10 protein-coding genes are annotated in these 14,584 nt (G+C 39.9%); 4 read left to right on the top strand and 6 right to left on the bottom strand.

What is annotated here, in order from left to right:
- Position 1: 1 nt before the first annotated feature.
- The 4 genes from CYTFE_RS0110650 to CYTFE_RS0110665 all read right to left on the bottom strand — a co-directional run bounded on the left by CYTFE_RS0110650 (position 2) and on the right by CYTFE_RS0110665 (position 3,077).
- A complete protein-coding gene (locus CYTFE_RS0110650; protein WP_027471770.1) occupies positions 2 to 343 on the bottom strand; it encodes a NifB/NifX family molybdenum-iron cluster-binding protein in 342 nt (113 codons plus the stop codon).
- 109 nt (positions 344 to 452) lie between these two features.
- Positions 453 to 821: a NifB/NifX family molybdenum-iron cluster-binding protein gene (locus CYTFE_RS0110655; protein WP_235208337.1), complete on the bottom strand. Its 369-nt coding sequence runs from the start codon at positions 819 to 821 to the stop codon at positions 453 to 455.
- A 414-nt stretch (positions 822 to 1,235) separates the two neighbouring features.
- Positions 1,236 to 1,478, bottom strand: coding sequence for a DUF134 domain-containing protein (locus CYTFE_RS31135; RefSeq protein ID WP_235208336.1), 243 nt, complete (start codon positions 1,476 to 1,478; stop codon positions 1,236 to 1,238).
- Between the two features lie 222 nt (positions 1,479 to 1,700).
- Positions 1,701 to 3,077 (bottom strand): MATE family efflux transporter, encoded by a 1,377-nt coding sequence (locus CYTFE_RS0110665; protein ID WP_044214155.1) that lies wholly within the window; start codon positions 3,075 to 3,077, stop codon positions 1,701 to 1,703.
- Positions 3,078 to 3,361: 284 nt separating this feature from the next.
- Between CYTFE_RS0110665 and CYTFE_RS0110670 the strand changes: the two genes are divergently transcribed.
- Together CYTFE_RS0110670 and CYTFE_RS26130 are read left to right on the top strand one after the other, a co-directional pair.
- Positions 3,362 to 4,705: a carboxypeptidase-like regulatory domain-containing protein gene (locus CYTFE_RS0110670; protein ID WP_235208335.1), complete on the top strand. Its 1,344-nt coding sequence runs from the start codon at positions 3,362 to 3,364 to the stop codon at positions 4,703 to 4,705.
- A gap of 352 nt (positions 4,706 to 5,057) precedes the next feature.
- Positions 5,058 to 6,209 carry a THUMP domain-containing class I SAM-dependent RNA methyltransferase gene (locus CYTFE_RS26130; protein WP_044262742.1) on the top strand — a complete coding sequence of 384 codons (1,152 nt, stop codon included), beginning with the start codon at positions 5,058 to 5,060 and terminating at the stop codon, positions 6,207 to 6,209.
- 714 nt (positions 6,210 to 6,923) lie between these two features.
- Here CYTFE_RS26130 and serB read toward each other — a convergent pair.
- Both serB and CYTFE_RS0110685 read right to left on the bottom strand, forming a co-directional pair.
- Positions 6,924 to 8,147, bottom strand: a complete 1,224-nt coding sequence (gene serB, locus CYTFE_RS0110680; protein WP_027471774.1) for a phosphoserine phosphatase SerB — start codon at positions 8,145 to 8,147, stop codon at positions 6,924 to 6,926.
- Between the two features lie 214 nt (positions 8,148 to 8,361).
- Positions 8,362 to 8,577: a DUF3820 family protein gene (locus CYTFE_RS0110685; protein WP_027471775.1), complete on the bottom strand. Its 216-nt coding sequence runs from the start codon at positions 8,575 to 8,577 to the stop codon at positions 8,362 to 8,364.
- Between the two features lie 524 nt (positions 8,578 to 9,101).
- Here CYTFE_RS0110685 and CYTFE_RS26135 point away from each other — a divergent pair.
- The gene (locus tag CYTFE_RS26135) at positions 9,102 to 11,129 is read left to right on the top strand and encodes a thioredoxin domain-containing protein (RefSeq protein ID WP_044214305.1); all 2,028 of its coding nucleotides are present in this window, start codon (positions 9,102 to 9,104) and stop codon (positions 11,127 to 11,129) included.
- A gap of 126 nt (positions 11,130 to 11,255) precedes the next feature.
- A complete protein-coding gene (locus CYTFE_RS0110695) occupies positions 11,256 to 13,688 on the top strand; it encodes an outer membrane beta-barrel protein (RefSeq protein WP_027471776.1) in 2,433 nt (810 codons plus the stop codon).
- The last annotated feature ends 896 nt before the right edge of the window (positions 13,689 to 14,584 follow it).

Consider the following 14,584-nt stretch of genomic DNA (forward strand, 5'->3'; position numbering starts at 1 on the left):
TTTAATGATCACAATAATTGGCTGTGAAACTTAACGATTTACTTAAAAAACCATTGACCAGTTCGTTGGCCTTAAGCTTGGGTGCTCCCACAAACACGTTCACATTATTGGCATTAAATAATTGAATGGCTTTCTGTCCCATTCCTCCGGCTACTATATCAGTCACCGCTCTCTCTGCCAACCATTTGGGCAACAAACCTGGCTCATGTGGAGGGGGTACAATATTTTCTGTGGAAATAACTTTTCCATCACTTATATTCGCTATGTAAAAGAATTTACAGTGCCCAAAATGGGCATCCAATACATCCTCATTATCCACTGGAATTGCAACTTTTTGATTCATATTTAATAGTATTAATAATAATTTTACAATTAAAAATAAGGTAGTAGATTCTGCTTATATTCTGATCATAAACAAAAAACCACCACCTCATCCACATAACAAACCAATACTAATTCTTCATTTTCTTCACAATATCACCGACCGACTGTCCCGTATTCTGAAGCACGACCATCTGCACATGGAACTTCTCTAATAATTCCTTTGCTTTGGGACCAAAATCGCCAGATACGGCCTTTTTAACACCCATCTCTATTAATTTTTCCGCCACCTTCGTCCCTGCGCCATGACTGTCGTCTTTGTTGACGTTTTCCAAAAATTCGGTACGACCACTCTCTTGGTCTAACACGCAGAAATAAGCAGCCCTTCCAAATCGCATATCAAAGGACGATGCTAAACTTTCTCCTGATGATGTAATTACTGTCTTCATGTGTCTAAATTTATTTTCATTTATCGGATCATACTCGTCCAAACTAGTCATAACCCTGTGTGTACTATTATTTGGCCTGGCCATGCCAGTTTCATATGTCTAAAACTATACTTCTATGGATCTCATAAGCCCCCTCCCAACAACTCCAACCTTCTCAAGTGCAAAAACATGCTTATTGCTTAGTTTACCCTGATATTTCTATCATGTCCCCTATTACTACACTTTTCTTACTGAAAAAAACACAGTCACATCTCATTATTCTCTATTAAAAAAATATGAACTCTGCTATACTTTTCGCAGCTATTCCGCCTGCAACAATTCTATTTCAGGTGCCTTGCACATAGGGCAATCTTTACTAATGACCGAAGGTGGCATAGTGAACTTTGCATGACACCTTGCACACATAAACCAGTTATCCAGCAATGTTGCATTTCCAAAAACCGATTTAATCTCTTTTGACTCTACCTAGGCCACCGCTATTTTCCTTCGGGCACTTTCGTATATTCTTGCAAAGGTGGGTCTGGAAACACCCATTAGCACAGCGGCCTCATGATGATTCATCAAGTCATAATCTGCCAATTTAATAGCCTCATATTCTTCATATAACAAATCAACAGCCCCTGTGGATTTACCAGTTGTACCATAAGGTTTATAACCTTGAAATTTAGGCGGTGCTACTACCTTTCTTAATCTTTTTCTTCTTGGCATATTCTAAAAACTATCTCATTACTGAGAATATTCTCGCAACAAATATATTGAGAATATTCTCATTTAAAAATATTTTAACATTTATTGTTGATTTATACTACTAATCGCCCTTGTACACTACTACTGGTTACTGAAACAACTCGTCACCTAATAGCCTCTCCCCAACAAAAGCAACCATTCAAACACAATGAAGACTTCGGACTAACTTTCGTTTTGCTTTTCTCACGACGCAAGCTTTTCGGATATGGCAATGGCTTTTTTTAACTTTCTAAACTCATTCACCATAAAAAACAGACATACCGTTGCCCCTAAGGTATCGGAAGCTGGAGCAGACAACCACACCCCTTTCAGTCCGTAATATTGTGGAAGAATCAACAGCAATGGTATTAAGAAAATCACCTGACGCAACAGAGATAATAAAGCAGAGATACCTGCTTTACCAATGGACTGATAATAATTGCCCATCACAATTTGAAAACCAACCAAAGGTAGCGCCATTAAAAATATTCGCAGGCCTTTGACTCCAATCTCCAACAATTCTCCATCCTCACGGTTAAACATCTTAATAATAGGACCTGGCAAGGTCTGTGCAACGATGAAACCAAGCAATGAGATGACCGTGGCAGAAATAATGGATATGAACAAAGTCTGCTTAACCCTTTTATAGTTTTTGGCACCCACATTAAAACCAATAATAGGTTGGTTGGCCATGGTGATGGCCATCACCGTCATCACCAACAACATGGTAACACTAATAATAACCCCCATGGCTCCAACGGCCATATCACTACCATGCTTTATCAACTGAATATTATAAACCCCAAATACTGCACTAGAAGCCAGCTGCATGCTAAATGGAGCAAAACCAATACTAATAATATACCATACAATTTCACCACTTAACTTAAGTCGACTCATCCGGAGTTTGATGACAGAACGTTTGCTATTAAAATGAGCGATTACCCAAATGGTAAGTACCACCTGCGATATAACAGTTGCTAAAGCCGCCCCCGTCACACCCATATCCATCCTCATAATAAAAATATAATCCAGCACAATATTCATCCCTGCACTGATCAACATGGAAAACATGGCAATATTGGCACTTCCTTCTGAACGAATTAAATTATTTAAGGCATACCCTAGAATATTAAAAATGGTTCCGGCCAGTATAATTTGCAGATACTCTTTTGCATACATATAGGTCTGCTCATTCACCCCAAAAAAACGAAGCAAAGGGTCACTAATCAGAAAGCCCACTACAGTAATAATACCCGAGACAATGATCATAAGCAAAAAAGCATTACCTAAAACCAATTCAGCCCTTTTATAATCCTTCTTACCCAGGTTAATAGAAATTCGCACTCCGGCTCCCATACCCACCAGCATACCAAAGGCCATCATGATGATCATAACCGGAAAGATAGCACTGAGGCCCGCCAAAGCCAACGAATCAACACCTTGACCAATAAATATCCTATCGACGATATTATATAAGGAGTTAATAATGACCCCTGCAAATGCCGGTAAAAAATATTTCCAAAGCAACTTTGGAATAGACTCAAATTCTAAATCATTTATTCTTCCCTCTTTTCGCATGTATGTATATTAATCGTGAAAAAGTAACTAAAAAAAAGTGTACAAAGGTAACAATCCCATTTTTGTAAGGAGGGAAAAGATGGTTAAACTATTTTAAATATGGTTTAGACTGCACAGTAAGCGCCATAAACTAACTCCAAGCGCTCCTTCGCATATCCTGTGAAAGGTAACCGGACATCGCTGATCGTTCTCTTCCATAAAAAAAAAGACAGTGAATAGGGGTAAAATATAGCATGCATTGTCTTATAGGCAGAAACAGGAAGTCACACTAAAAAAATATCGCCATGAAACGAGCTACGATTCATTCTACCCCACACATGAAAAATTCTTTTATAAAAATTCGTCCAGCGTTGCTGCTCTCCATTTTTATCCTGGTCATAGGCATCATCCCTACCTCCATTTGCGCAACATCCTATCTTGAAGGAGAAGACATCTTACCTGACACCTTAAACACCATGCAGTATAAAGGTAGGATTACAGACAGCGACACACACCAACCATTGGTATTTGCCACGATCCTTATTGAGGGCACCAACATTGCCACAGTATCTAACTCCGAAGGGTATTTCTCTCTCAAGGTTCCCAAAGAATTACCTGCGAGCACAAAAATTACGGTATCCTATCTGGGCTATCAAAACCAAAGTCTTCAACTTTCAGCCTTGAAACCCAATAAGAATAAAATAGAACTCGATCTCTTATCCATCTCCATCTCTGAGATTAATGTGGCACCCAAAGATGCCCATCAGATTATGCGGGAAGTCATACATAATAAAAAAGAAAACTACATGCAGGAGCCTATACGCATGACTACCTTCTATCGTGAAACCATAAAACGTCGTCGCTCCTACGTATCATTGGCCGAAGCGGTAATAGATGTACACAAGCAAGCCTATTCCAACTATCGACAGGATGGGCTAAGGCTATACAAGGCCCGTAAAGATGCTGATTATTCAAAAATGGACACCATTACTTTCAAATTACAGGGTGGCCCCTATTCAACCTTATTGCTGGATATCATGAAGGAACCCTACAGCATCATCACCACCGAAGACCTGGATTATTACGACTTCAAACTGGATAACATCACCCAGGTAGACAATCAGATTATATATATCATCGACTTTAAACAAAAGGAATATATAAATGAGCCTCTTTTTTATGGAAAATTATACGTGGATGCAGCATCAATGGCCATCACCAGCGCTAATTACAGCGTAAATATAGAAGATAAAAGTAAGGCATCGGCCATGTTTATAAAACGCAAACCTTCCGGAGCTACCGTATACCCCACCGAAGCAAGCTATCTGGTAAAATACCGCAAGCAAGACGGAAAGTATATGTATGGCTATTCCAGAGGACAAATCACCTTTAAGATCAACTGGAAGAAAAAACTATTCAACACCTATTATACCTCAACCATAGAAATGGCCATGACCGATTGGGAAAAATCAGCCGAAAGACCGTTTAAAGTCAACGAACGGATCAAGCACAACATCGTTTTACAAGATCATGTAGATGGATTCTCTGACCCTCTGTTTTGGGGCGATTATAATGTGATTGAACCCGAAGCATCCATCGAATCTGTCATCAAAAAAATTCAAAAAAGATTGAACAAACGAAAAGAATAAGAAACCTTAACCACTCTGCCCTTGTCATGGAATAAAAAACAAAGGCTGTCCCACCTTGCCACCAACGCAGCGCAACAACTAATCTCCAATTACTTACAGCCGACTCCCATCATTTTTGCCATGGGAGTCGGTTTTACAAAACAAGAAATCGTTTAGATAAACATTTCCTTTCTAGCACAATACAGCTGTAGCAGCAGTATAATACAACTTCAGTACCATCCATAAAACATTTTGATGACAAATGCAAAAATTACTGTCAGGTGTTTTGCATAACAACAGGTATTAATTACCTTCGCACCGAAAATGGCAATGAACGATATTGCCTTGGAATAAATATAAAAGACATACTACATTGAAACTGATTGCAAAAACATTTCATGGGCTGGAAGGAGTTCTGGCAGAAGAGCTGGAAGGTATAGGAGCCAAGGAAGTAAAAGCGGTAAACAGAGCCGTTGAGTTTGAAGGAGACAAGGAAATTTTATACAAAGCCAACTTGCAATTAAGAACGGCAATCAGAATTTTACTTCCCATTCATCATTTCACAGCCAAAAACGATCAGGAACTATACGACGAAGTCAAAAAATTTGATTGGTCAACGATCATGAGCGTTCATGAGACGCTGGCCATAGATCCGGTGGTTTTCTCCGAAATATTCACACACTCGCAATATGTGGCCCTAAAGATGAAGGATGCTATTGTGGATCAGTTTCGGGAGAAAGAAGGTAAGAGGCCTTCGGTAGATGTAGAAAACCCCAGCATTCGCCTGGTAATCCATCTGGCCAAAGAAAAAGCAACCATATCATTGGATAGCTCGGGAGATTCCTTGCACAAAAGAGGTTATCGCACAGGCCACCACAAAGCACCGCTCAATGAAGTACTGGCCGCAGGCATGGTTATGTTATCGGGATGGGACAAAAAAATGCCCCTGATTGATCCCATGTGTGGTTCTGGTACCATTCTGATGGAAGCTGTTATGTTAGCTAAAAATTACCCTCCAGGTCTACACAAAAAATCCTTTGGCTTTATGGGATGGAAAGATTACGATAAGAAGTTATGGAATAAGGTGGTTGATGAAGCCAAAGAAAAAATAACACATCCCCGTTTAAGAATATTCGGAAGTGATGCCAACATTAAAGCCATTGACGTGGCTCGTGAGTCTGCATTGCAATTCAGATTCAACCGCGACATTAGCTTTTCAGTCACCTCTTTTGAGCGTCTGGAACCCGTATATCCCAAAGGTATGATTATCATGAATCCTCCCTACGGAGAACGTTTGATGAAAGACAAAGACATTGTTGACTTTTATCGGATGATAGGAAATCAACTTAAACAAACATTTATCGGATATGATGCCTGGGTAATCACATCGGATAAGGAGGCCTTGAAAAACGTGGGTCTGAAACCGCTACAAAAACTAAAGCTTTTTAATGGTGGTCTGGAATGTGGTTTCCACAAATTCAACATCTATGATGGAACCATGAAAAAAATCATTAAGTTCAGATAGCTACATACAAAAATCCTAATTCCTGCAAGCTCACTCCACAGTGCCTTGCAGTCTGTATAGAAAATAAGCTACATAGCATATATAAAGAGTTGTAATTGAAAAATTACGACTCTTTTTTTTGCTCTTTGGCGGGAGATTCATTTTTTAAGCCTCCCCACCTCTAAACTAATGTACAACACATCATATCTAAACAACGCATCAACTGAACAGCTATTGTTCTGTCCCGCCCTGCGGTCTTTATTTTGAAAGTTGGGTATTTAAATGGGGATTACTTATTGATTGAGAATTACGAAATATGGTTAGGGATGAGTTGTAACTACTTTTGTTTTACTTGAAGTCTTTTCAATATTGAACTGTCTCCATATGTTCTTTTTGTCATTGCCACAAAAAGAACCCAAAAGGTCTAGAACAATAGATCACTACCTCCCCCTACATCGAGCTCCAATTCCGTCCCCGGGGCTATTGTTCTATCCTGCCCTGCGGTCTTTTACTGATAGTTCCATATACGAATGGAAGGTATCTATTAAATGAGAAATACAACTTCAACAACTCCACGACTTTACCGGCTCGCCAACCTAACAAGCTAAAAAGCTAAAAACTTTACCAACTTCAACAACTCGCCAACTTCAACAACTCGCCAACCTAACAACCTAACATGCTAACATGCTAACAGCTTTACCAACTCGCCAACTACAACAGCTCCACTATCCTCCATTATTTATTGATCTCTCTATCACGAAAGCCGAGCATATACAATATAGCATCCAGGCCAATGGTAGAAATGGAGTTATCAGCTTCTGCTTTAACTTTAGGTTTGGCATGAAAAGCAATCCCCAAGCCTGCCAACTGCAACATCGGTAAATCATTGGAACCATCACCCACAGCAATTACCTGATCCAGATGAATATCCTCCTTAAAAGCCAATAACTTCAGCAACTCTGCCTTACGCTTACCATCCACAATATCTCCTACATGCTTACCCGTCAACTTCCCTTTTTTAATCTCTAACTCATTGGAAAATACATAATCAACACCTAATTTGGCCTTCAAATAATTACCAAAATAATTGAAACCACCAGACAAAATAGCTGTTCTGTAACCATATTTATTCAAGGTCTTCATCAAACGCTCTGCCCCTTCCGTAATAGGTAGGTTCTCAGCCACCTCTTTCATTACATTTTCATTCAGCCCCTTCAGCAAGGACACACGCTGAATAAAGCTCTGATTAAAATCTATTTCACCACGCATGGCCGCTTCGGTAATCTTTTTAACTTTTGCACCCACCCCCATTCTTTCGGCCAGCTCATCTATCACCTCGGCCTGAATAAGCGTAGAGTCCATATCAAAACATACCAGACGGCGGTTTCTACGAAATATATTATCTTCTTGAAAAGCAATATCAACGCCTATCTTACCAGAAAGCTCCATAAAGTCACTTTTCATAATCTCCGCGTCTATGGGTGTTCCTCTTACCGAGAATTCAACCACTGCCTTATTATGCGTAGGCTCTCGATTCAAATCAATCCTACCCGACAAACGAGTGATGGTATCAATATTCAATTGCTGCGAAGAAATCACCCGCGTCACTTTAGCCAAATGTTCTGCCGTAATTTTACGAGCCAATAAAGTTATGATATACCGCTCTTTACCTTGATGCGACACCCACTCAGCATACCGCTCATCAGATATGGGAGTAAATTTAATTTTAACACCTATTTCGTACGATTTAAACAACAAATCTTTTAAAATGGGTGCGGACTCATATGCCTGAGGTACTTCAAATAGAATTCCCAAACCCAAATCATCATGAATTACAGCCTGACCAATATCCAATATTTGAACATTGTAGTGCGATAATATTTCTGTTAGGGAAGATGTTAGTCCAGGCTTGTCATCACCGGAAATATTTACAAGGATAATTTCTCTATTGCTAGCCATGTTTAATTTAATGTTTACAATAAGCAAATGTAATAAATCAAAGTTTACGCTTCCTTTAGGAAGACATTAAAATATGACATATTTCATGTTTTTTAACATTGATCTGATTTATAAATTTTATAAGCAGCTGAATGCCCCATGCTAAATCTCATTTTTTAATGGTTTAAACCATTCGCCTCCATACTTCATTCTTATCATCAACCTAAAAAATAGTTTACATTTTTCTGATCTCACGTAGCAGATACTCCAGCCCATTCAATTTAATTTCATACAGGGTAGATAACATCATCCCCAGTTTACCCTCCGGGAAACCTTTTTGTTGATACCAAGCCAAATAAAATTCAGGTAGATCACAAAGAATGGTTCCTTTGTACTTTCCATATGGCATGCGCATCCTCACTAATTCCAACAGTATATTCTTATCAACCATTTATCATTCTTCGTATTATGCAATTGCAATTTTCATTCGTAACATAAAGCATAAGCTATGCTATTCATAAAAATTGCTACGACTAAAAAAAAACTCCGCAAATAAAATATTACGGAGTTTACCTTCCCAAATTTGATCGTCATCCCTTGAAATATAATCTAATATTTTTCTGCATTACGATTCCTCTCACAAATGTAAAAAAGTTATTGACTTAAGCCAATATTTAGGCAAGAAATATGCTTTATTACATATGCATTAAACTTTACCGTTGGTTTATATGTTCATAGCATATCGAAAACCATGATCGAATGGAACAAACCATGATAAAGTACGAATGTTCGTATGCGAAATTTTGCCTTGAAAAGCCACAAAAGAAAACCTGTAATTTTCATTACCTCGTGACTCTTCTAATACAAAGACGAATTTAAAACTGGCAACAGCACACGATGGCGGCATACGCATAGGAGGAGCAATAGAGTCATGGTGGTTCGATCAGATATATCACAATTTAAAATGATCATAAGATGAAGATGAATACCTGCACATATAAAAATGCCTTAAGCCAAGAAACAAGTCCTTACCTATTGATGCACGCTAACAATCCGGTAAATTGGCATCCTTGGAGCAAGGAAGCACTGGAGAAAGCAAAAAATAACAACCAACTAATCATCGTATCCATTGGGTATGCAGCCTGCCATTGGTGTCATGTGATGGAACAAGAGAGCTTCAGCGACCAACAGGTAGCAACTGTGATGAACAAAGATTTTTTATCCATAAAAATAGATAGAGAGGAACGTCCCGACCTGGATCAGCTATTTATGGATGTGGCTCATTTAACCACCGGCAAAGGGGGATGGCCCCTCAACATCATCGCACTACCCGACGGAAGACCCATATTCGCAGGCACCTATTTCCAAAAACGTCAGTGGATGAATTTACTCAATGAAATACAGCAGATATTTCTCAAGTCTCCCGACAGGTTGGATCATCTGGCAAAACAAATAAAACAAGGCATCGAAAGAATGGATTTTGTGGGACTGGTCAAAGAATCTGTCCTGTTTACTGTGGATACCATGGATCAGATCGTGGAGTCATGGAAAGACAACCTGGATTTTGAATGGGGCGGTAACAAGGGCGCCCCCAAGTTTCCAATGCCTGTGGAATATAACTTCCTACTCACCTACCTCTTTAAAAAATCCAATACCGACATCGAACAATATATCAACCTATCCCTTTCCAGAATGGCCTGGGGGGGTATCTACGACCAGGTAGGCGGCGGTTTTTCACGATATGCAGTGGATGCCTATTGGAAAGTGCCTCACTTTGAAAAAATGCTGTACGACCAGGGACAACTACTGGAAGTTTATGCCAACGCCTATCAACTCACCGGAAACCCTTTATTTAAACAGGTGGTGGAAGAAACGGTACAATTTGTCAACCGCGAACTCAAATCCCCCACAGGTGGCTACTATGCTTCCATTGATGCAGATAGCGAAGGTAGCGAGGGCAAATATTACGTATGGACAAAAAAGGAGGTGGAGCAACTTCTTCAACTGGATGCAGAACTCTTCTGTGCCTTTTACAACATCAGCCACAAGGGTAATTGGGAAGATGGTAACAATGTATTGTTTCAAACAAGCTCTATTGAACAGTTTGCTCACGACCACAAGCTAAACATAACAGATCTACAACGCCTGTTGAAAAATGGCAAAAGCATATTGTTTGAGGCCAGAAAAAAAAGAGAACACCCCCGCCTGGACGATAAAATACTTACTTCTTGGAACGCCATCATCATCAAAGGACTGGTGCATGCCTATAGAGCCACCGGCCATAGCGCCTATTTGAATGATGCCATTGAAGCCTCCGAGTTCCTACAACGTAAAGCGGTCAAAAAAGATGGCGGACTATGGAGAAGCCTAAAGGGATCCCAAGCCAATATCAATGGCTTTCTGGACGACTATGCCTTATTGATTGATGCATGGATAGACCTATACCAAGTGACCTTTAACGAAGAGTGGCTTTTGAACGCTCGTGACCTATGTGAATATGCTAGCTGTCACTTTTTTAACGAGGACAACCAACTGTTTTACTACACCTCTATTCTGGATGATCCGCTGATGATCAGAAAATCAGAACTATCGGATAACGTAATACCGGCTTCTAACTCTGTGATGGCACTTAACATGTACCGATTGAGTAAATATTTCCTGAACAAAGAAGCTTATTCAACCTCATCGCAAATGCTTAAAAATCTGTCCGGAAGAATCGATCAACATGGAAAATACTATGCCAACTGGCAACGTCTTAAACTCTTCTTTATCCACGAAAATTATGAATTGGTCATTTCCGGTGAAGGTAAAGAAAAGGCTCGCGACGAATTCCTGACGGACTTTAATCCCTTTGTTTTTATTGCGGCTGAAAGTGATACAATACCCGTCGCCAAGGGAAAGCGTAGCAAACAACTCACTTTTCACCTATGCAAGAACAATTCCTGTAACTTGCCCATACGTTCAATTCTGGGACTAAAAAAACTGATGAACCCAAGCCTATAATTTTTACACAAAAAATTATTTATTTAAATAGCTTTGCGTATATTTGAAGGTCTTTTATTTTTTTATATTATATTTATTGTTCACCCACAACCATAGGGTAGACTATTTAAATAAAACAGCTTGTGTATGCGTAAAGCGTTCCAATGTACGGCGGCAATACTCTGGTGCATCCTGACAACAGGAGCTGCCGGGGCGCAATCTTATAACGGATCCATAGATGGTCAAGTGCTGACAGCGGATGGAATGGCAGCATTGGAATACGTTAGCATTGCCATCTACCAATCCACAGATCAGGCCTTGGTGGGTGGCACCATCAGCAAGTCTGACGGCAGCTTTATAATAGACGGATTGGCTCCAGGCTCCTACTACCTAGAACTCAGCTTCATAGGCTATACTGCCCAAAGAATAAACGACATCGTAATTGAACATCCCAAGCAACACAAACATCTTGGGCAAATCACACTGGGAGCAGACACCCAAAGTCTGGACGAAATAGAAGTGCTTGCTCATAGACCCGCCTTGGAATTTAAGTTAGACAAAAAGGTGATCAATGTGAGCAACCAATACACCACCGGGTCGGCTGTTAACCTACTGGAGAACATTCCTTCCGTTGTGGTGGATATTGAAGGTAATGTATCCCTAAGAGGAAGCAGCGACTTTTCGGTTTTGGTGAACGGAGTCCCTTCACTGCTTGAACCCTCCGAAGCTCTACAGCAGATCCCAGCCTCCACCATCGAAAAAATTGAAATCATCACCAACCCCTCGGCCAAATACAACCCCGATGGAACCGCTGGAATCATCCATATCATCACCAAAAAAAATGGCACTAAGGGTCTGTCTGGTGTCTTTAACCTCAAAGGAGGTACAAACAATGCAGCTGGCGACTTCCTATTCAGCTTAAACAAAAACAGGTTGAGTTACTTTATATCTGCAGATTATTACTTGGGCAATTATTCGGGCGATAAATACGGGTATAGAAATACCTTTTCCGGCGACTCGGTATATAGCATAGAGCACGATGGTCATATCCACAACAAATTCGACAGGTACAATTTAAGAGGAGGAATGGAATTTAGAATAGACAACTTGAAAACAATCGATATAAACATGGCTTATGGTGGCAGAAAAAAATGGGACGATGCTGATCTGAGTTATGCTGAATATGACAATTTCACTTCCAGTCGCCTTGCCTATATGAGCGACGAAGATGCCTACCATAAAAGTCAGGGAGTGGCTGCCAATGCTTATTACACCCAACAATTTAACAGACAAGGAGAGGAATTACGAGCAACAATAACTTATCAACAAAGAGCGTCAGATGAATACAGTAAAAACATCTTACGAAACATGGATCAAACTGTCATTGAAGGAAAAAAGAACACGGAAGAAGGTCCCATGGAGCGCCTGGAAACAAAGCTGGACTATACCCGAACTTCTGGTCAATACGGCAAGATAGAAACAGGATACCAAAGCACCTTTTACAACAGCAAGGATCAAACAGAGCAACTGAATATACAAACGGCCACGGAACAGTTTCTAAACAATCCGGCTTACAACAATGAAATAAAATTCCGGCAAGACATCCATGCTTTATATTTTATATATGGCAATAAAAATGCGGCATTGGGCTATCAAATCGGAATGAGGGGTGAATATTCAAACAGAACTGTGAAAGCACTGCCCTCTGCGTCCAATGCCATCATTGGAGACACCAAGGTTAACATTCAACGATACGATTATTTTCCATCCTTACACCTTTCCTACCAATTACCCTTTCACCAGGAATTGATGGCCAGCTATTCACGTAGAATAGAACGTTCTCGTAGTTATCATTTTGAACCTTTCTACACCTGGGTTGATGCCTATAATATCAGACACGGAAACAGCAGTTTACTTCCTGAATACATCAACACATATGAATTGAACTACCTGAAAAAGATGGAGAACGCATACTTCTCTCTGGAGACCTACTATACAATTACCAACAACAAAGTGGAATGGATACGAAGTGTATATGATGACAATATCATACAGCGTTTTCCGGAAAATGTTGGGATGGACTACTATTTAGGCATGGACCTCAGTTACAGTTTCAACATGACTAAATGGTGGAGATTCGACTTATCCGGGAGCCTGTTCGACTACCGGGTAAAAGGTCAATGGCAAGATAACGATTTCAATGAACACCTACTAACCTGGAGTTACCGCATCAACCAAACCCTTAGACTGAATGCCCTCACCCAACTGCAGGCTAATTGGCGTTATTACAGCAAAAGAATCACTTCGCAAGGAGTATACCAGCCCGTATACACCTTAGATATGGCACTGCGCAAAGAAATGATGAAGCGTAAATTGACTGGCGTCATTGAACTAAGGGACATCTTCTCTACCAACAACCGGGAAAATACCAACACCGGAATCGACTTCAGAGACCATTATTTTCAAAAAATTCATACCCCGGTACTAACCTTTGTACTCACATATAGATTTAACAACTACAAACCCAATAACAAGATAATAAACAACGATAGATTGAGTGATGATGAAACGATGGAATAGATGCAGAGGTGGCAAGATGGCGGGGTGTTGGAGGTGTTATAGTTGGCGAGCCGAAAGGCCTGAGGCATAAGGCTGATGGGGTTAGGACGTGAGCTTGAGGAGTTTAATCTTGTCTTTTTATAGCAATGACAATGACGAAGTTATCATGAGGACTTTTGAAAATTTTACCTACCCGAGTAATTCGGCGAAGCCTGATCATGAGGGCCTTTTAAAATATACCTTCCCGAGTAATGACGAAGTTATCATGAGGGCCTTTGAAAATAAACCTCTCCGAATAAAAAGAACATATATAGAAATATTAAAAGCAAGCAATATACCATGTACGAAGTAAAGCATGATTCACTCTAAAGCGATAATTGTTTTTAAATTGCAAGCGTTGAGATATTTTCATCTTAGGACCCGTTATGCCTCGTCTCAGAAAAGTCTTCTTTTATTGCCATTTCAACGTTCATAACATATATATAAATGTAGTTTTTGCACTAAGGAACCCCTTTTTAATTTAAATTTCTTCATTGTCTCTAGCCGACGGGCTTTTACTTTTAGTTCACGAAGGTTTATAATTTAAGGTGTTCATGATTTCCGCTTCGCTCCAATTTTTCTACAGCAAAAAAAAGTAAACAAAAAATGCCGCCGCTGACCTGAAAAAGCTAAAAATGAGCGCACTCCGCTAAAAGGAACGCAAACTCGCTTCGCTCAGACAAGCATTCCTTTCTAAACGCTCCATTTGCCCATTTTTTTAACGCTTTTTCATGAAGGCGGAAGAACCTACTAATTAAACGATTCCACGTTTTACATGTAGATATTAGTCACAAAAATCTTACTCAATATCTCTCATTCAATGAGCAATTCCCATTAAAAAAAACATCTATCAGGGTAAAGACCGCAGGGCAGGCCAG

The sequence above is a fragment of the Saccharicrinis fermentans DSM 9555 = JCM 21142 genome (assembly GCF_000517085.1).
Lineage (GTDB): Bacteria > Bacteroidota > Bacteroidia > Bacteroidales > Marinilabiliaceae > Saccharicrinis > Saccharicrinis fermentans.